Source organism: Streptomyces achromogenes subsp. achromogenes, assembly GCF_000720835.1.
In the GTDB taxonomy this organism is placed as follows: Bacteria; Actinomycetota; Actinomycetes; order Streptomycetales; family Streptomycetaceae; genus Streptomyces; species Streptomyces achromogenes.
Map to the genome: position 1 here is coordinate 106,878 of NZ_JODT01000001.1, position 19,058 is coordinate 125,935.

Consider the following 19,058-nt stretch of genomic DNA (forward strand, 5'->3'; position numbering starts at 1 on the left):
GCACACGGTGTCCGAGCGCGCGGCATGTCCGTCTCGCAGGTTATCGCCGCTTGAGGGGGCTCCCTAAATCGAGGGTCACACACGCGCGGTGATACCTGTCACATGATGCCGCGATCACTGGCACGGGGTGCCGCCGTATGGGTGCGGTTGCGTGCCCACGGGTGGTCTGCGCGGTCTGCGCGGTCTCACCGGGCGGGAACGGGCCAGGTGAGACGCGCGGCTCCGGGCGCTCCGGGCGGCTCCACGCGGTTCCGGATGGTTCCGTGCGGCCCTGGACGGTCCGGGGCCGTGCCGGGGCCGGCGGCCGTCCGGGGTCAGGCCGGGTCGGGTATCGGCAGCGGGCGCTTCTCCAGGGCCGCCGCCATCACCTCGGGGAACAGGTCGGGGGTGCAGGCGAAGGCCGGTGCGCCGAGCGCGGCGAGCGCCGCCGCGTGCTCCCGGTCGTACGCGGGCGCGCCCTCGTCCGACAGCGCGAGCAGCGCGACGAACTGCACCCCGGACGCCTTCATCGCGGCGACCCGCTTGAGCATCTCGTCGCGGATGCCGCCCTCGTACAGGTCGCTGATCAGCACGACGACGGTCTCGGCCGGCCGGGTGATCCGCTCCTGGCAGTAGGCGAGCGCCCGGTTGATGTCCGTACCCCCGCCGAGCTGGGTGCCGAAGAGCACGTCGACGGGGTCGTCCAGCTGGTCGGTGAGGTCGACGACCGCCGTGTCGAAGACGACGAGCCGGGTGCTGATCGACCGCGTGGAGGCGAGGACCGCGCCGAACACCGACGCGTAGACCACGGACGCCGCCATCGACCCGGACTGGTCGATGCAGAGCACGACCTCCTTCTTCACCGACCGCGCCGCCCGCCCGTAGCCGATCAGCCGCTCGGGTACGACCGTGCGGTACTCCGGCAGGTAGTGCTTGAGGTTGGCCGCGATGGTGCGGTTCCAGTCGATGTCGTGGTGGCGCGGGCGCTGGACGCGCGCGCTGCGGTCCAGGGCGCCGGTGAGGGTGGCCCGGGTGCGGGTGGCGAGCCGCTTCTCCAGCTCCTCGACCACCTTGCGCACCACCGCGCGGGCCGTCTCCCGGGTCGTGTCGGGCATCGCCTTGTGCAGCGAGAGCAGCGTGCCGACCAGGTGCACGTCGGGCTCCACCGCCTGGAGCGTCTCCGGCTCCAGCAGCAGGGAGGCCAGGCCCAGCCGGTCGATGGCGTCGCGCTGCATGACCTGGACGACGGAGGACGGGAAGTAGTCGCGGATGTCCCCGAGCCAGCGGGCCACGGACGGTGCCGAGGCGCCGAGCCCGGCCGCACGCTCCCGCCCCGCCTGCGGCTTGTCCCCCTTGCCGTAGAGCGCGGCCAGTGCGCCGTCCATCGCCGCGTCCCGGCCGGTCAGCGTGCATCCGGTGCCGTCGGCCTGGTCCCCGCCGAGCACCAGCCGCCAGCGCCGCAGCCGCTCCCGCGCCGGGTCGGCCGCCTGTACCGGTGCCGGTGCCTGTACTGGTGCCTGTGCCTGTGCCTGTACTGGTGCCGGTGCCTGTCCGGCCGTCGTGTCCGTCATGTGCCCACCCCCGCGAGGCTCTCGTGACCTGTCGTCTTCGTCGTGTCCGCCGTGTCCGTGCCGTCGTCCGCCGCCAGGCCGAGCAGCAGCCGCAGCACGGGCAGCACGGCGTCGGCGCGCGCGGTGTCCGGTCCGGCGGCGAAGCCGGGGACCACGGTCGCCTGGGCGGCACCGCCCGGACGGTCACCGGGGCCGCGCCGGACCAGTTCGCCGAGGGTTCTGCGCACCCCCGGCTCGTACGCCGCGAAAGTGCGCCGCAGCAGCGGCAGTACGTCGGTGAAGGCGTCCGACGGCACCCCGGTCAGCCAGGTGTCGAGCAGGCCGAGCAGCCGCTCGTCGTGGACGAGCAGCAGTCCGCCCCCGCCACCGGCGAAGCCCTCGATCCAGGCGGCGGCAGCGGGCGGCGGCGTGCCCGGCGACAGCGCGAGCCCCATCAGCCGGGCCGCCTCCCCGGGCGGCAACGCGCCGTCGTCCAGCAGCAGCCGCACGGCCCGCCCCCGGATGACACCCGGCGCGGTGTCCCGCAGCGACAACGCCCGCAACACCCCCCGCCAGCGCTCCCGCAATCCCCCACCGACCGCACACCCGGACCCGCCCCCGGAAGGCGCGCGTTCCCTGCCGGGGGCCTGGCCGTCCGCATGGGTGGCCTCCCCCTGAGGGGCTTGGCCATCTCTGCCGGGGGCCAGGCCGTCTCCGTCCTGACCTGCGCCTTCTTCGCCACCGGTCGTCTCCGCGGGCCAGTCCGCGGGGGACGCGCCGCCGGCCTCCGCGCTCGTCCCGGCCAGGCTCTCCGTCAGCAGGCCCACCGCCGTGTGGACGGCGTCCACGTGGGCGCGCATCTCCTCCGCGGCGTCCGCGTCGAGGGCGGCGCAGGCCGGGGGCAGGCCGACGAAGACGCGCTCGGCGAGTCCCGCGGCGACCTCGGCCAGCGCCCCGGTGTCGGTGCCGCGCACGTCGCCGTAGCGCAGCGAGCGGACCAGGGCGGGCAGGGCCTGGGCCAGGTGACCGACGTCCGTGTCCAGGGCGGCCCGGTCGGCGAGCACCCGCATCACCACGGGCAGCGCCTCCGGCAGCCCCGCCAGCAGGCACTGCTCGGCGAGCGCGGTGACGTCGGCCAGGGCGCGCGCCGCCGCCGCGTCCGCCTCGGCCCTGGCCCGGGCCGCCGCCTGTACGGTCGTCCCCCACACGCCCGCCTCGGCGACCCGCACCGACAGCTCCGGTTCCCAGCGCAGCCGCCAGGTCTCCCGGAAGGTGCCCGTGCCGCCCCGGGACCGGACCGGCTCGCCCCAGTCGACGCCGAGCAGCCGCAGCCGGTGCAGCAGCCTGCTGCGCCCGGCGTCGGTGTCACCGCGCAGGTCCAGCTCGAGATCGCGCTCCAGCGCCTCGGGCTTGAGCCGCAGGGAGCGCTGCTGCCGGGTCAGGTCGCGCTGCAACGGCACCGCGGGCGCCGACTCGGGTACCTCCCCCAGGGCGTCCCCGACCACCAGCCGGTCGTGCACCAGCGCCAACGGCACGTCCGACCCTTCGCACAGCACCGCGCGCACGGCGTCCGTGGTCTCGCCGAGGCCGGGCAGCGGGCGGCCGCGCAGCGCGGCCAGCGTCTCCGCGAGCCGGACGGCCTCGATGACGTGCGCGGAGGACACGATCCGGTCCTCCTCGCGCAGCAGTCCCGCCACCTTGGTCAGCCACCGCTCCACCGGCCGGTCGGGGGCCTGGAAGAGATGCCCGTACCAGCCGGGCGACTCGATGCCCGCGCCGTACCCGCCGGACCGGGCCAGCCTGCGGTGCGTCCACGGCACCCAGGTCACGTCGGTCTTCACCTTGGGCAGGCCCCGGAGCAGGGACCGGTCGGCGGTGACGGTGGTCTTCTCGCGGAGCGCGGGTACGTGCCAGGCCCCGCACACCACGGCCACGGCGGGTCCGAACTCCTTGCGCGCCGCCCGCAGCCGCAGCCGCATGTGCGCCTCGCGGACGAGGTCCCGGCGCCCGCCGGCGCCGTACCGCTCGCGCAGTGCCGTCATGGCCTCCCCCACCGCCGTGAACGGCGCGAAGGGGTCGTCGGCGCCCGGCCCCCGGTGCTCCACGACGTCTTCCCACCAGCGTTCCGGATCGTCGTACCCGGCCGCCTCGGCGAGCACGGCGAGCGGATCGACACGGAGGACGTCCCCGACATCGTCGGACCCGGCCCGACGGCCAACGGGACCAGGCGCGTGCTCGCCGCCGTCCTCCTCACCCCCACCAGCCTCGGCCCCGGATCCCCCCGCTTCCCCCGCTTCCTCCGCCCACGCCAGCGTGTGCGTGGCCGGCAGGTCGATGAAGCGGGCCGGTACGTCGTGCTCCAGGGCCCAGCGGATGGCCACCCACTCGGGGCTGAACTCGGCGAACGGCCAGAACGCCGAGCGGCCGGGCTCGTCCACGGCGTGCGCGAGCAGGGCGACCGGGGGCCGCAGACCGGGATCGGCGGCCGGCGGGATCAGCGGGTCGGCCTCGGGCGGGCCCTCGATGAGGACGACGGCGGGCCGGGCCGCCTGGAGCGCGGCGCGCACCGCGCGCGCGGAACCGGGTCCGTGGTGCCGTACGCCCAGCAGCAGCGGCCCGGCGTCGTAGGCCGTGCTCTCCGGGGCGCCGGTCACGCGCTCACCTCCCGGCAGGCGCGGTAGAAGTCGGTCCAGCCCTCGCGCTCGCGCACGACCGTCTCCAGGTACTCCTGCCAGACCACCCGGTCGGCGGCCGGGTCGCGGACGACGGCGCCGAGGATGCCGGCGGCGACATCGCCCGGCCGCAGCACGCCGTCGCCGAAGTGGGTGGCGAGGGCGAGGCCGTTGGTCACGACGGAGATGGCCTCCGCCGTGGACAGCGTGCCGCTGGGGGACTTCAGTTTCGTGCGGCCGTCGGCGGTGACGCCGTCGCGCAGCTCCCGGAAGACGGTGACGACCCGGCGGATCTCCTCGATGCCGTCGGGCGCGGCCGGCAGGTCCAGGGAGCGGCCGAGCTGTTCCACCCGGCGGGTGACGATGTCCACCTCGGCGTCGGCGCTCTCGGGCAGCGGGAGCACGACGGTGTTGAAGCGGCGGCGCAGGGCGCTGGAGAGGTCGTTGACCCCGCGGTCGCGGTCGTTGGCGGTGGCGATGAGGTTGAAGCCGCGGACCGCCTGGACCTCCTCGCCGAGTTCGGGGACGGGCAGGGTCTTCTCGGACAGGATGGTGATCAGCGTGTCCTGCACGTCGGCCGGGATCCGGGTCAGCTCCTCCACTCTGGCCGTCATGCCCTCGGCCATGGCCCGCATGACGGGGCTGGGCACGAGGGCGTCGCGGCTCGGGCCGTGGGCGAGGAGCCGCGCGTAGTTCCAGCCATAGCGGATGGCCTCCTCGGGGGTGCCGGCGGTGCCCTGCACCAGCAGCGTCGAGTCCCCGCTGACGGCGGCGGCCAGGTGCTCGGACACCCAGGTCTTGGCGGTGCCTGGGACGCCGAGCAGGAGCAGGGCGCGGTCGGTGGCGAGCGTGGTGACGGCGACCTCGACGATGCGGCGCGGGCCCACGTACTTGGGTGTGATCACCGTGCCGTCCGGCAGGGTGCCGCCGAGCAGATAGGTCGCCACCGCCCACGGCGACAGCTTCCAGCGGGCCGGGCGCGGGCGGTCGTCCTGCGCGGCGAGCGCGGCGAGTTCGGCCGCGAAGGCCTGCTCGGCGTGCGGTCGCAGCGCCTGCTCGGTCTGGTCGCGGTGGGGTGTGGCGGTCGTCGGTTCCACGGACACAGTCATGGCTGAGGCCCCCTCCAGCTCGGCCGGTTCGGTTCTGGCATCCACCGTGCACCACGCCACTGACAATCGCTGTGACCTGCGCAAACGCGCTCGCCGGGCCGATTGTCAGTGGCGGGGCCTACCGTCGGTGGCATGACTGAGCAGGGGGTGCGCTGGACCGCGGAGCAGGTGCTGGCACTGGCGCCTGACGCCGCGTCACGCAAGGCGGGGAGCAAGCTCGGGGTGGCCGGACCGTGGTCCGGGACCGGGAGCGGAGAGGGGACGGTGTGGGGGCTGTGCAAGGGCAGTGGCAGCAGGCCGTACCAGACGGTGGTGGACCTGGCCGGCGCGACCGGTCCGGGATACAAGTGCAGTTGTCCGAGCCGTAAGTTCCCGTGCAAGCACGCGCTCGGCCTGCTCCTGCTGTGGGCGGGCGACGAGGACGCGGTGCCGGCCGGGGAGCGGCCGCCGGACTGGGCCGGGCAGTGGCTCGCGGGCCGGCGCGGCCGGGAGGAGGCCAGGAAGACCCGGGGTGAGGAGGGTTCGGCCGGCGGTGCCGCCGATCCGGAGGCGGCCCGGCGGCGGGCCGAGCGCCGGGCCGAGCGGGTCACGGCGGGCGCGACCGAGCTGGAGCAGCGCCTGGCGGACCTGCTGCGCGGCGGCCTGGCCGCGGCCGAACAGACGGGGTACGGCTGGTGGGACGAGACGGCGGCCCGCATGGTCGACGCCCAGGCCCCGGGCCTGGCCGCACGCGTCCGGGAGCTGGGGGCCGTCCCGGCGTCCGGCGCGGGCTGGCCGGCACGGCTGCTGGAGGAGTGCGCGCTGCTGCACCTGCTCGACCAGGGCTGGCTGCGCCGGGCCGGGCTGCCGGACGCCCTCGCGGCCACGGTCCGCTCCCGGATCGGTCTGCCCGCGGCGCCGGACGGTCCGCCGCTGCGCGACCGCTGGCTGGTCCTCGCGCAGTACGACGTGGTGGACCCGAAACTGACGACCCGCCGGATATGGCTGCACGGCGCCGGATCCGGCCGGACCCGGCAGGTGCTGTCCTACGGCGCGGCGGGCCGGGCCCCGGAGCTGTCCCTGCCGGTCGGGCTGGCGCTGGAGGCGGAGCTGACGACGTATCCGGGCGGGGGCCGGGCCCGGGCCGCCCTGGGCGAGCGGTTCGCCGCGCCGGCGCCGGCCGCGTTCCGGCCGCCGGGGACGACCACCGCCGAGGCGGCGGCCCGCTACGGCGAGGCGCTGCGCGACGACCCCTGGCTGGAGTCGGTCCCGGTGACCTTGGACCGGGTGATACCGGTCCCGGACGGCGACCGGTGGCAGCTGGCCGACGCCGATGCGGACACGGCCCTGCCGCTGACCGGGCCGGCCCGGTCCCGGCCCGGCCTGTGGCGGCTGGTCGCGCTGTCCGGCGGCGCCCCCGTCACCGTGTTCGGGGAGTGCGGCCACCGCGGGTTCACCCCGCTCACGGCCTGGCCGGAGGGGACGGGCGAGGCGGTGCCGCTGTGCTGACCGGCGGTATCTGGACACGAGGGCGGGCAGGCGAAGGGGAGGGAGCACGATGAACGGGGCACCGAGCGGCAGGGACACGGCGATACCGGACGGCACCTGGAAGGACGGCACCTGGGAGGACGGCACCTGGGAAGAGCTGGTCACCACCGCGCTCCTCGGCACCGACCGGCGCGCCCCGGCGCACGTCCCGCCCGGCCGTACTGCACCGGCGGCGCTGCTCGACGCGGCGGCCGTGGCCACCGTACGGCGACGGGCCGGGCTGCGCCCCGGACGGGCGGCGCACCGGCCCGAGCGCGCGCCCGCCGATCCGCGCCCGCCGCTGCCCGCGGCGGCGGCCCGCCGGCTCACCACCCTGCTGGCGGACCGGTCCGGGGGCACGGGCGGCGGGCGGCGGGGCAGCACCCCGGACCTGATGGAACTGCTTCCGCAGTGGCTCGCGGCGGCCAACGCGCGCGGGTACGCGGCGCCCCCGCAGGCGCTGCCCGCCCTGCTGGACGCGGCCCGCGGGCGTACCGACCTGCGCCCGGCGGCGCTGGCGTTCGCGGGCCCGCGCGCCCTGTGGCTGGCCCGGCTGAACCCGGACTGGCGGTTCGCCCTGCGCGCGGCCCCCGGCGGCGGGGCGGCGCTGCCGGACACCGAGGACGCGGAGGCGGTGCGCCGGCTGTGGCGGGAGGGCCTGTTCGCGGAGCGGGCGGCGCTGCTCGGCGCGCTGCGCGCCCGCACGCCCGAGCGGGGGCGGGACCTGCTGGCGTCGACCTGGGCGACGGAGCGGGCGGAGGACCGGCTGATGTTCCTCGACTCGCTGCGCACGGGCCTGTCGGACGCGGACGAGCCGTTCCTGGAGCAGGCGTTGGGCGACCGCAGCCGCAATGTCCGGGCCACCGCGGCGGACCTGCTGTCGGCGCTTCCGGGCTCGGCGCTCGCCGCGCGGATGGCCGTACGCGCCACGGCGTGTGTGGCCCTGGACCGTACCGGGGACGCGCCGGCGATCGTGGTGGAGGCGCCGCTCGAATGCGACGCGGACATGGAACGCGACGGCGTGGTGGCCACACCCCCGGCAGGGAGGGGGGAACGGTCGTGGTGGCTGGGGCAGTTGGTGGAGTCCGCTCCGCTCGGCACCTGGCCGCGGCGGCTGGGTGGGCGGACCCCCGAGGAGATCGTGGCGCTGCCGGTGACGGACGGCTGGCAGGGCGAACTGCACGCGGCCTGGTGCCGGGCGGCGGTCCGGCAGCGGGACGCCGCGTGGTCGCGGGCGCTGCTCGGCTCTCCGTCGGCGCCGGAGGCGGGCGGGCCGGGCGCGGTGTCCCTGGCGGAGCGGGCGAAGCTGCTGGCCGCGCTGGGGCCGGAGGACCGGGCCGCGTGGGTGGCCGGGTTCATCGCCACGCACGGTCTGTCGGAGGCGTTCCAGCTGCTCGGGGTGTGCGCGGTGCCCTGGGCGCCGCCGCTGGGCCGGGCGGTGGTGGACGCCCTCGACATCGCCCGGGAGGCGGGCAGTTACCCGTGGAGCTTCAGCGGGGTGATGGGGCTGGCGGAGCGCTGCCTGGACCCGGCCGAGGCCACCCGGCTGGAGACACTGCTGTCGATACCCGACGAGCCGGAGGACGCCGCGCCGGGCGCCGGCGGGTACTGGGCGGAGGCGTTCCAGCGGCTGGTCACCACGCTGCGGCTGCGGGCGGAGATGGCACGGGAGCTCATGCCGCCCGCCGGGCCGGAGGAGGGGGGCGCTCAGCCGCCGGACGCGGCCGGCTGACGGACGTTCTCCCGGACCCACTCCACGATGGCCGAGGTCGTCGCGCCGGGCGTGAAGATCTCCGCGACCCCCTTCTCCTTCAGCGGCGCGATGTCCTCCTCCGGGATGATGCCGCCGCCGAAGACGAGGATGTCCTCGGCGTCGCGCTCCTTGAGCAGGTCGATGACCGCGGCGAACAGCGTGTTGTGGGCGCCGGAGAGGATGGACAGGCCGATCGCGTCGGCGTCCTCCTGGATGGCGGTGTCGACGATCTGCTCCGGGGTCTGGTGGAGCCCGGTGTAGATGACCTCCATACCGGCGTCGCGCAGGGCCCGCGCGATGACCTTGGCCCCGCGATCGTGACCGTCGAGCCCCGGCTTGGCGACCACCACGCGGATCGGACCGGCTGCCACACCCATCACTGCCTCCATCAAGCGACCACGGAAGCGATCGCTTCCGTCCGTACCGACAAGTACCGCACTTTTGGCGCGTCCCGCCATCGTCGAAGTGAACGAACGTTATCCCCAGCATCCCGCACCGGGCAGTTTTACGGTGCGCGGCGAGGGGGAAATCACATGGTGGGACATGAGGCACACGGGAGTCGAGGACGACCCCCGCGTGCCGACAGGAGGTCGGCCAATGAAGGTCACCGGGGTACTGCCGCTCTTTTTCCCGTCCTGCCGCCGCCTGTGGCCGGACAGACTGGCCGGACTGTCCGGGACGCTGCTCCGGGCGACGGCCCTGGAGGCCGCGATCCTGGCGGGCCACCTCCTGCTCTATCCGACCGGCCTGATCCGGGAACGCCACCCCGCCGCCCTGCCCGCCCCCGGCGACGGCACCGCCCGGCTGCCGGTCCGGCCGGCCCCGCCGGTCGTGCTGCTGCACGGCTTCATCGACAACCGCTCGGTGTTCGTCCTGCTGCGCCGCGCCCTCGCCCAGCACGGCCGGCAGCGCGTCGAGTCGCTGAACTACTCCCCGCTGACCTGTGACATACGCACCGCCGCCGAGCTGCTCGGCCGGCACATCGAGGAGATCTGCGCACGCACCGGCAGCGCGCGGGTCGACATCGTCGGGCACAGCCTCGGCGGCCTGATCGCGCGCTATTACGCCCAGTGCCTCGGCGGCGACCAGCGGGTGCGCACCCTGGTCACGCTGGGCACCCCGCACTCCGGGACCCGGGTGGCACCGCTGGCGGACGCGCATCCGATCGTGCGGCAGATGCGGCCGGGCTCAGCGGTGATCGAGGAGCTGGCCCGGCCCGCACCCGGCTGCCGGACCCGGTTCGTGAGCTTCTGGAGCGACCTGGACTCCCTCATGGACCCGCTGGAGACGGCCTGCCTGGAGCATCCCGATCTCGACACGCTCAACATCCGGGTGAGCGGCATCGGGCATCTCGCCCTGCCCGTGCACCCGGCCGTGGCCGCCGCCATACGCGAGGCCCTCGACGCCCCGCACCCCGGGGACCGGACCACCGGCGGCCTGACGGTGGCCTGAGACCGGCCGCACCGAGGAGGCACGGGCGCCTCACAGCACGTACACAGTCGACACAAATCGCCGCGAGACATCGAACATTCTTCGAACGCAAGGCCAAAGTCGCGTTGGGAGCCCCCGAAACACGGCCGAATGCCCGTTTACGGCTCACACGAAACCGTCCGAAGATTGTCGCGCCCAGGTACTGCCGGGTACAGTCGCCGCACTGCTCTGGCAGCCCCTGTTGTCGAGGCGAAAGAGAAGTTGGTGAACGACCGTCACCCGTCGGGGACGATGACCACCCCGGCCCCGGCTTCCGACGCCTCCACCGGGCACTACGCGCCGTACGGAGCACAGGAAGCCCCCTACGACGACCTCACCACGTACGGCGGCTATGACGCCACCGGTTTTACCGACGGTTCCGGGAGCGCGGCCTTCCACGCGGACCCGCTCTTCGGCAGCCTCCCGGGCAGCGAGCCGACCACCGGCGCGTACGGCACCGCCCAGTGGCAGACCGGCACCGGCCAGTTCCCGGCCTACGACGCGTACGCGGCCGGACATGTCGGCGCCTACGACTCCGGTGTCTACGACAGCACCGCCTGGACCGTCCCCGCGCAGACCACCGGAAACGATGTCAGCGGCCAGTGGGACACGAGCACCTGGCAGCAGGCCGGCCCCTCGGGCGCCGCCGACACCACCCAGCAGTGGACGTGGGGCACCCAGACCTTCGACACGGGCGCGTACGACGCCACGCAGTGGAACTCCGCCGGACAGACCACGCCGGCCGAAGCCGAGCAGGACGGGGAACCGTTCGACCGGCAGGCCACCGCGACGTTCGAGGCGGTCGGGGCCCACGCCCCCGGCGACCCGGCCACGCCCACGGCCTACGAGCAGGAGCCGTACGGCGACACCGGGTTCACCGAGCCGCCGTCCGCCTCCGGCGAAGCGGACGCCACCGGCGAACTGCCCGCCGTGACCGGGCTGCTGGACGGCCAGGAGGAGATCGCCCCGGTACCGGCGGCCCGTACGGGCTCGCGCGGCGCGGCCCGCTCCCGGCGCCGTACGCCCGCCAAGCGCTCGGCGCTGCTGACCGTCGCCGTGCCCTCGGCCTGTGTGATGGGGGTCGCGGGGATCGCCGCCGCCTCGGTCGGCACGTTCGGCGACGAATCCAAGGACACCTCCACCACCACCGCGGACGCGCAGCCGGTCAAGCCGGCGGTCGCCAACAGCAAGCTGGACTCCCAGCTCCAGACCCTCTCCGCCGGGGCCGACGACTTCGCCGACCGGGCGAGCCGCACCCAGGAGCGGATCGACCTCAAGGCGCAGCAGGAACTGGAGAAGAAGAAGGCGGCGGCCGAGGCCGCGCTCAAGGAGCGGCTGCGCCCCAAGTTCGCGCTGCCGGTCGCGCAGCACGGGCTCAGCGCCTACTACGGCCAGGCCGGCATCAACTGGATGTCGGTGCACACCGGCATCGACTTCCCGGTCTCCTACGGCACCACGGTGTTGGCCGCCACCGACGGCACCGTCACCACCAAGTGGAACAGCGCCTACGGCAACATGATGATCGTGACGGCGAAGGACGGCACGGAGACCTGGTACTGCCACCTGTCCAGCTACCGCGTCGCCTCCGGTACGACCGTCAAGGCCGGCGAGCCCATCGCCTACTCCGGCAACTCGGGCAACTCCACCGGCCCGCACCTGCACTTCGAGGTGCGGCCCGCGGGCGGATCGGCCATAGACCCACTGCCCTGGCTGCGCAGCCACGGCCTGGATCCCACCTAGCCGACAGGGCCCCGCTTCCCGGCGGGGCCCTTTTCGCGTGCGCGGGCTACAGCTTCTCCACCGGCGCGTACCGCAGCAGCAGCCGCTTCGGCTTGGCGTCGCCGAAGTCGATCGTCGCCTCCGCGTTGCCGCCCGTGCCCTTCACCGCGACGACCGTACCGAGCCCGAACTGGTCGTGGGTGACCCGGTCCCCGACGGCCAGCGCGACCACCGGCTTCTCCGCGGTGCGCCGGGTGGCGAACCCGGACGCCCCCGAAGCCGAGGAGCGCGAACGGGACGAGGACAGCGAGGCCGCGACCCCGGACGCCGGCGCCGTGGCCCCGGTCCGCTTCCACTCCACATGGGTGGGCGGGATCTCCTCCAGGAAGCGGGAGGGCGGGTTGTACGACGGCTGGCCCCAGGCGCTGCGCAGCGCCGCGCGCGTGAGGTACAGCCGCTCCCGCGCGCGCGTGATGCCGACGTACGCCAGGCGCCGCTCCTCCTCCAGCTCCTTCGTCTGGCCGAGGGCCCGCATGTGCGGGAAGACGCCGTCCTCCATGCCGGTCAGGAACACCACCGGGAACTCAAGGCCCTTGGCGGTGTGCAGGGTCATCAGCGTGATGACGCCGCCGTCGTCCTCCTCGTCGGGGATCTGGTCGGAGTCGGCGACCAGGGCGACCTGCTCCAGGAAGTCGGCCAGCGTCCCCTGCTCGCCCTCCCCGCGCTCCTGCTCGAACTCCAGGGCCACGGCCGCGAGCTCCTGGAGGTTCTCGATCCGGGTCTCGTCCTGCGGGTCGGTGGAGGACTGGAGTTCGGCCAGGTATCCGGTGCGCTCCAGGACCGCCTCGAGGACGGTGGCCGGTCCGGCGCCGGACTCGACGATCGTGCGCAGCTCCTCCATCAGCGCGTTGAACCGCTTGACCGCGTTGGTGGAACGCGCGGCCATGCCGTACGCCTCGTCCACCCGCTTCAGGGCCTGCGGGAAGCTGATCTTCTCCCGCTGGGCGAGGGCGTCGACCATCGCCTCCGCGCGCTCGCCGATGCCCCGCTTGGGCACGTTGAGGATGCGGCGCAGCGGCACCGAGTCCTCGGGGTTGGCGAGGACGCGCAGGTAGGCGAGGACGTCCCGGACTTCCTTGCGCTCGTAGAAGCGGACCCCGCCGACGACCTTGTAGGGCAGGCCGACGCGGATGAAGACCTCTTCGAAGACACGGGACTGGGCGTTGGTGCGGTAGAAGACGGCGACGTCCGAGGCGCGTGCCTCACCCGCGTCGACCAGGCGGTCTATCTCGTCGGCGACGAACTGGGCCTCGTCGTGCTCGGTGTCGGCGACGTACCCGACGATCCGGGAGCCCTGGCCGGCGTTGGTCCACAGGTTCTTCGGGCGGCGGGACTCGTTGCGCTCGATGACCGCGTTGGCGGCGGACAGGATGGTCTGCGTGGAGCGGTAGTTCTGCTCCAGCAGGATCGTCGTCGCGTCCGGGTAGTCCTCCTCGAACTGGAGGATGTTGCGGATCGTCGCGCCCCGGAAGGCGTAGATCGACTGGTCCGCGTCACCCACGACGCACAGCTCGGCCGGCGGGACGTCGTACTCGCTCGGCGGGACGTCCGTCTCGCCGCCGGAGTGCTCCCCCGTGCCCACGAGCTCCCGGACGAGGGCGTACTGGGCGTGGTTGGTGTCCTGGTACTCGTCGACCAGGACGTGCCGGAAACGGCGGCGGTAGTGCTCGGCGACGTCCGGGAAGGCGCGCAGCAGGTTGACCGTCGTCATGATCAGGTCGTCGAAGTCCAGCGCGTTGGCCTCGCGCAGCCGCGACTGGTAGAGCGCGTACGCCTGCGCCAGGGTCTTCTCGAAGCCGTCGGTGGCCTGGGCGGCGAAGTCCTCCTCGTCGATCAGCTCGTTCTTCAGGTTGCTGATCTTGGCGCTGAAGGACTTGGGCGGGAAGCGCTTGGGGTCGAGGTCCAGGTCACGGCAGACCAGGGCCATCAGGCGCTTGCTGTCGGCGGCGTCGTAGATCGAGAACGACGAGGTGAAGCCGAGCTTCTTGCTCTCCCGGCGCAGGATGCGCACGCACGCGCTGTGGAAGGTCATCACCCACATCGCGTTCGCGCGCGGGCCGACGAGCTGCTCGACGCGCTCCTTCATCTCCCCCGCGGCCTTGTTGGTGAAGGTGATCGCGAGGATCTGGCCCGGGTGGACGTTCCGCTCGGCCAGCAGGTGGGCGATGCGGTGGGTGAGCACACGGGTCTTGCCGGAGCCGGCGCCGGCGACGATGAGCAGCGGGGAGCCGGCGTGCACGACGGCGGCGCGCTGGTTCTCGTTCAGCCCCTCCAGGAGGGCCGCCGGGTCCAGCGCGGGGCGCGGGGCGCCGTCGCGGTAGTGGGTGTCCCGGTCCGGCGGCAGGTCGAACTTCCCGCCGAACAGATCGTCCGGAAGCGGCTCCGGAGCGTGATCGTCCTCGGGCGGTGGCGGGGGCTCCTCCTCGCGCCCGCGAGGGGGCTGGAGGTCCGCCAGGAAGCTGTCGTCAAAGAGGCTGCTCATCGCTCTACGAGTCTAGGGCGCCCCACCGACAACCGGTCGCCGTCCCCGGAACATGGCCCGTTTCCGGGGCGGTTGATCTTGCCGGGCTCTCTGTGTCACCCCGCGGAAACACCTGGTCACCCATGCGCGGCCCGGCCCCCGGGTCACGGAAATGTATCGGACATAGCGCGCACCAACCTTCACAGAAGACTCACGAGTTGGCTAGGTTGCCGTCAGGCCGCACGACCACCCTCCGGCGAACCTCGCCGGGCCGTACGGCCTCCGCCGAGTCCGGCACGCCCCGCGCGGTGCCCGGAGCCGGGGACCCACCAGCCCGGGCCGAATCGGCCGGCTCCCGACCGGGGCGAAGCCGTGGGGCGCCCCTCGCCGGCACCCGCCCGAGCCCACCGGCAGGCGGCAGCACGGAAGGAGTCGCCCCCCTTGGCGTCGCACCGCAAGCCGCGCCCCGGCGGCAGCCAGCCGGCAGGCGTCCACACCCCCGCCCTGGCCGCCGCCGCCCTGACCTCCATGGCGGTGTTCTCCCCGCCCGCCGAACCCGCCCTCACGACCGGCCGGGGCGTCCCGACTCCCGAGGAGATCGCACGCAAGATCGACGACTTCTACCGCCAGGCGGAAACGGCACTGGAGACGTCCACCGAGAACGACGGCGCCAGGGAGCGACGTGGACGCGGAACGCGGGGGGTCCGCGCGGCGCGGGGTGGGCGCGGGGAGCGGGGCGGGTGGACCGAGGGTGAGCGGGCACGGGTCGCGGGCGGTGAGGGTTCCGGCGGGCGTGCGGAGCGGGACGGTGGCGGGGAGGGGGACGGGTGGACCGACGGCAGTGGACGAAGGGAACGGGATCGGCACGCCGACGCGGGCGGGGATGGGCCACGGGTCGGGGACGCTGGGTGGGGCCCGGGTCATGGGCAGGGCGCGGGTGCTGAGCGGGAGAGGCGCCCGGAACTGGCCGGGTGGGCCGCGCCGGCCGAGGCCGCCGAGACCCCGCGCACCGCGGAGGGCAGCCTCCAGCGACTCCGTGACGAGGTCGCACGGCGCGCCCGGCAGCGCACTCTGCCCAGCGCGCGAGGCGTGATCCCGGCTCAGCGCGCCATCGCCCAGCAGGGGACGGCCCAGCGCGGCATGGGTCCGGCCCGGGGCGGTACGGGTCCGGGTGTCCAGGGCGGTACGGGTCCGGGTCAGGGGGAGCGCGGAACGGACGAGACCGGCCGCGGCACGGCGCGGGTCGTTCCGGGCATGAGCCAGGCCGAGCGCCGTGGCGACCGCACCGGGGCCGGCCCGAGCCAGGCCGAGTCAAGCATCGACCGGACGGAGCGCGGTACCGAGCTCATCGAGCGCGGGACCAAGCGCCCCGCCGTCCATGGGACCGGCCCCGTCCCTCCCGGGGTCGGCCATGCCCCGCCTGGGACCGGTCCGAGCAGCCGCAGTGCCGACCACGTCAGCCGCAGCACCGGCGAAGCCGAGCGCGCCACCGCTTCCGCCGGAAGCCCGACGGTCATCGCTCCACCTCTCCAGGCCACGGCGCCCCCTCGAACCATGCCGCCCATGCCGTCCATGCCGTCCATGCCGACCGCCCAGGGAGCCGTCGGCGTGGCAGCGCCGACGGGCAGCCGCCTGGAGCCCACCGTCCGCCGGCCGGACACCACCGCCAGTCGACCGGCCGCCCCCGCCGACAGGCCGGCCACCCCCGCCGGCGGGCCGGCCACCCCCGCCGGCGGGCCGAAGGCCGCCAAGGTCGTCACCAGGGAAAAGCTCACCTACGCGCGCGTGCTGCTGTCCCAGCGGATCGCCCGGACCCCCGGCTCACCCTCGGGCACGTACGCGACCAAGGCCGGCAAGGCCGTCGCCTTCGCCCGCGCCCAGCTCGGCAAGCCATGCGTGTGGGGCGCCGCCGGCCCCGGCTCCTACGACTGCGCCGGGCTCACCCAGGCCGCCTGGAAGTCCGCCGGCGTCACCCTCCCGCGCACGGCACGCGAGCAGGCCGGCGTCGGCGTCCCGGTCCCGCCGGCCGAGGCCCGCCCCGGTGACCTGGTCTTCTTCCATGACGACGCGGACCACGTAGGCCTCTGCACGGGCCACGGCATGATGATCCACGCGCCGAGGCCAGGCGCGTACGTCCGCGAGCAGCCGGTCGCCGCCCTCGGTGAGGGAACCGTCCACAGCGTGGTACGGCCGGGCTGACGCCGGCGCAGGCCCGGCATCGGACGCCCTGACGCTCACCACGGCTCCGAGTCGACCAGACACGGCAACACGCCACACTGACCTCGTGACCGACAACGTCCTCGTGATCGTGTCCGGCCTTCCCGCCAGCGGAAAGAGCACCCTCGCCCACCGCCTCGCCGATCAGCTGGGTTGGCCCGTCATCGACAAAGACGCAATCCTCGAAACCCTCTTCGACTCCCTCGGCGTCGGCGACCACGCATGGCGGCACCGGCTCAGCCGCGCCGCCGACGGCATCCTCCTCACCATCGCCGCCCAGGCCAGACACGCCGTTCTCGACAACTGGTGGCATCACGACACCGCACCCGGACGCCTGCGTCAGCTCGATGCCCGTCTGATCGAGATCCACTGCGACTGCGACCCGGCACTCGCCGCAGAGCGCTTCCTGCGACGCACCCGCCATCCGGGCCACCTCGATCCGCGGCTCACCCCCGAACAGGTCGCCGAGCGCGTCGCCACCATCCGCGCCACCTACCCGGGCCCCCTACGCCTGGGCGGCCCACTGCTGACCATCGACACCAGCGGGCCTCTCGACATCACGGCGATCGTCGAGGACGTCCGCGCCCTCCTGGCTACCTGATCAGCCCGGGGCCTGCCCGGGGTCAGGTCCAGAGGACGGCGATGAAGATGTTGGCCATGGTCAGCAGGCCGACCAGCCCGAAGACGCCCTTGTCGATCCGTTCCTCGTCGCGCTTCACATAGACAAGGCCCAGGATCACGATCAGCAGGGCCAGCTTCACACCGAGCTTGATGTTGTTGAGGTGGTGGTCGTCGGCCTGGTTGAGCCCGATCAGAGCGACACCGGTGACCAGCATGGTGAGCGCGCCGTGCAGCATCCCGGGCACGAACCGGGCCGTGCCCTGGCCCATCGCCTTCATCTGGGTGAGGAAACCGCCGAGCAGCGCGGCGATTCCGATGATGTGCAGGCCGACGAAGAGATGGATGAGTACGTCCATGGAGCCGGAGCCTAACGAGCACCCACCCGCCATCCCGCCACCGACCCCTGCCGTCAGTCCCCGACCGGCCCTGACGGCCGCCGGCCCAGCCCCGGAGGACGGCACACCGACTCAACCCCGCCGACCCTCCAACCCACCCCTGCCGCCCCTGTCGTGCATAAACGCGCACCCCATAGCACCCCACCGCCCCGCCAGTCACCGTTTCCCCGCTTTGATCACCACGCTCCGTGAAGGCGACGCCTCAGGAGCAGCCATGTGATCGCATACGGTCGCGCAACGGTCGACAGGGACCACTTCCGTACACCGCGTTACCCGTACGTCACTATCCGTTTTAGCGTCCTCCTCCAGGTGACCGGCCCCCATCGCCGTCCGCGGCAACCGGCCACCACCGCCGAGAAGAGCCCGGCGGCGGCCACTCCCCCTGTACGGGCCGCCGCGGGGCACGTACCGACCGCTCGGTCGTACGAGTCGCAGGAAGGACGTGACGGTTCCAGGTGGCAGCCCACCGCAAGCCCCCACAACGCCCGCTCACCGGCCCTACGGTCCGGGCGGCCGCCACTCTCGCCCTGGCGGGCGCGGCCACCGCGACCTGCTTCGACGGGACGGGGCACGCCGAGCCCCAGCCGACTCCGTCACAGGTGAAGGCCAGGGTGGCCACGCTGTACCGGGAGGCCGAGGCCGCCACCGAGAAGTACAACGGGGCGAAGGAGGAGGCGGACGCGGCCCAGCGGCGGCTGAGCGCGCTGCAGGACGAGACCGCCCGCAGGCAGCAGAGGCTGAACTCGGCCCGGAACGCCCTGGGTTCGATCGCGGCGGCGCAGTACCGGGACGGCGCGATCGACCCGGCCTGGCAACTGGCCCTCTCCAGTGACCCCGACCGGTACCTGGACGGTGCCGCGTTCGCCGAGCGGGCCGGAGACCGGCAGGCCGCCGCGGTGTCACGGGTCCGCGGGCAGTTGCGGGAGATCGAGCGGCTGCGCGGCGCCGCACGCGTCGAAGTGAAGTCGCTGCGGTCCCGGCAGACCGAGCTGCGCCGGTACAAGAAGACCGTCACCGGCAAGCTGGACGAGGCCCGGCGGCTGCTCGCCCGGCTGGCTCCGAGCCGGCGCGGCGAGATCACCGGCGCCGACGCGCCCCCGGAGCGCGCCTCCCGGTCGGCCGCCGATCCGCGGGAGGCGCTGGAGCGGGCCGGGTCCGTCCTGGCTCCCAGCGGACGCGCCGCGGTGGCTGTCGCCTACGCCTACGGCAAGCTCGGCAGCCCCTATGTGTGGGGGGCCACGGGCCCGAACGCCTTCGACTGCTCGGGCCTGGTCCAGGCCGCCTACCGCGCCGCCGGTCTCTCCCTGCCGCGCACCTCTTACGCCCAGATCAACGCGGGCCGACGGGTGTCCCGCTCGGAGCTGCTCCCGGGCGACCTGGTGTTCTTCTACCCGGGCATCAGCCACGTCGGCATCTACGTGGGCGGCGGCCGGATGATCCACGCCCCGAACCCGTCGGCTCCGGTCCGCGTGGCCCCGGTCGACCAGATGCCCTTCGCGGGGGCGACCAGGGTGGCGTAAGCGACGGGTGCGGGTGGTCCCGTACG

At 74.2% G+C, this 19,058-nt stretch carries 13 protein-coding genes; 7 read left to right on the forward strand and 6 right to left on the reverse strand.

Annotation, left to right across the window (positions count from 1 at the left end; translation table 11 throughout):
* Positions 1-314: 314 nt before the first annotated feature.
* Genes IH25_RS0100540 through IH25_RS0100550 form a run of 3 tightly spaced genes read right to left on the reverse strand, consistent with a single transcriptional unit; the run spans position 315 to position 5,310 of the window.
* A complete protein-coding gene (locus IH25_RS0100540) occupies positions 315-1,550 on the reverse strand; it encodes a VWA domain-containing protein (protein ID WP_245172648.1) in 1,236 nt (411 codons plus the stop codon).
* Complete coding sequence (locus IH25_RS0100545; protein WP_030600946.1) at positions 1,547-4,183, reverse strand: DUF5682 family protein; 2,637 nt, start codon at positions 4,181-4,183, stop codon at positions 1,547-1,549. The genes IH25_RS0100540 and IH25_RS0100545 overlap by 4 nt, the downstream gene beginning before the upstream one ends.
* Positions 4,180-5,310, reverse strand: a complete 1,131-nt coding sequence (locus tag IH25_RS0100550; RefSeq protein WP_030600949.1) for an ATP-binding protein — start codon at positions 5,308-5,310, stop codon at positions 4,180-4,182. The genes IH25_RS0100545 and IH25_RS0100550 overlap by 4 nt, the downstream gene beginning before the upstream one ends.
* Before the next feature lie 132 nt (positions 5,311-5,442).
* Here IH25_RS0100550 and IH25_RS0100555 point away from each other — a divergent pair, with 132 nt between their 5' ends.
* Both IH25_RS0100555 and IH25_RS0100560 read left to right on the forward strand, forming a co-directional pair.
* The gene (locus IH25_RS0100555; protein WP_030600951.1) at positions 5,443-6,798 is read left to right on the forward strand and encodes an SWIM zinc finger family protein; all 1,356 of its coding nucleotides are present in this window, start codon (positions 5,443-5,445) and stop codon (positions 6,796-6,798) included.
* A gap of 49 nt (positions 6,799-6,847) precedes the next feature.
* Complete coding sequence (locus IH25_RS0100560; RefSeq protein ID WP_245172649.1) at positions 6,848-8,548, forward strand: DUF5691 domain-containing protein; 1,701 nt, start codon at positions 6,848-6,850, stop codon at positions 8,546-8,548.
* Here the strand turns inward: IH25_RS0100560 and IH25_RS0100565 are convergent.
* Positions 8,524-8,946 carry a cobalamin B12-binding domain-containing protein gene (locus tag IH25_RS0100565; protein WP_030600962.1) on the reverse strand — a complete coding sequence of 141 codons (423 nt, stop codon included), beginning with the start codon at positions 8,944-8,946 and terminating at the stop codon, positions 8,524-8,526. The two genes, IH25_RS0100560 and IH25_RS0100565, sit on opposite strands and share 25 nt — an antisense overlap.
* A gap of 220 nt (positions 8,947-9,166) precedes the next feature.
* Between IH25_RS0100565 and IH25_RS0100570 the strand changes: the two genes are divergently transcribed.
* Complete coding sequence (locus tag IH25_RS0100570) at positions 9,167-10,021, forward strand: esterase/lipase family protein (protein WP_030600964.1); 855 nt, start codon at positions 9,167-9,169, stop codon at positions 10,019-10,021.
* Between the two features lie 243 nt (positions 10,022-10,264).
* Positions 10,265-11,779, forward strand: a complete 1,515-nt coding sequence (locus tag IH25_RS0100575; protein WP_037654063.1) for a M23 family metallopeptidase — start codon at positions 10,265-10,267, stop codon at positions 11,777-11,779.
* 46 nt (positions 11,780-11,825) lie between these two features.
* Here the strand turns inward: IH25_RS0100575 and pcrA are convergent, their stop codons facing one another.
* Positions 11,826-14,300: a DNA helicase PcrA gene (pcrA, locus tag IH25_RS0100580; protein WP_030600968.1), complete on the reverse strand. Its 2,475-nt coding sequence runs from the start codon at positions 14,298-14,300 to the stop codon at positions 11,826-11,828.
* A gap of 1,542 nt (positions 14,301-15,842) precedes the next feature.
* On the opposite strand from pcrA, the gene IH25_RS43165 reads away from it, so the two are divergent.
* Positions 15,843-16,478 carry a C40 family peptidase gene (locus IH25_RS43165; protein ID WP_394298408.1) on the forward strand — a complete coding sequence of 212 codons (636 nt, stop codon included), beginning with the start codon at positions 15,843-15,845 and terminating at the stop codon, positions 16,476-16,478.
* Positions 16,479-16,563: 85 nt separating this feature from the next.
* Positions 16,564-17,097, forward strand: coding sequence for an AAA family ATPase (locus IH25_RS0100590; protein WP_051753589.1), 534 nt, complete (start codon positions 16,564-16,566; stop codon positions 17,095-17,097).
* A 22-nt stretch (positions 17,098-17,119) separates the two neighbouring features.
* Here IH25_RS0100590 and IH25_RS0100595 read toward each other — a convergent pair whose 3' ends face one another.
* Positions 17,120-17,473 (reverse strand): hypothetical protein, encoded by a 354-nt coding sequence (locus IH25_RS0100595; RefSeq protein WP_030600974.1) that lies wholly within the window; start codon positions 17,471-17,473, stop codon positions 17,120-17,122.
* Between the two features lie 494 nt (positions 17,474-17,967).
* Between IH25_RS0100595 and IH25_RS0100600 the strand changes: the two genes are divergently transcribed.
* A complete protein-coding gene (locus IH25_RS0100600) occupies positions 17,968-19,032 on the forward strand; it encodes a C40 family peptidase (RefSeq protein WP_030600978.1) in 1,065 nt (354 codons plus the stop codon).
* Positions 19,033-19,058 lie beyond the last annotated feature (26 nt).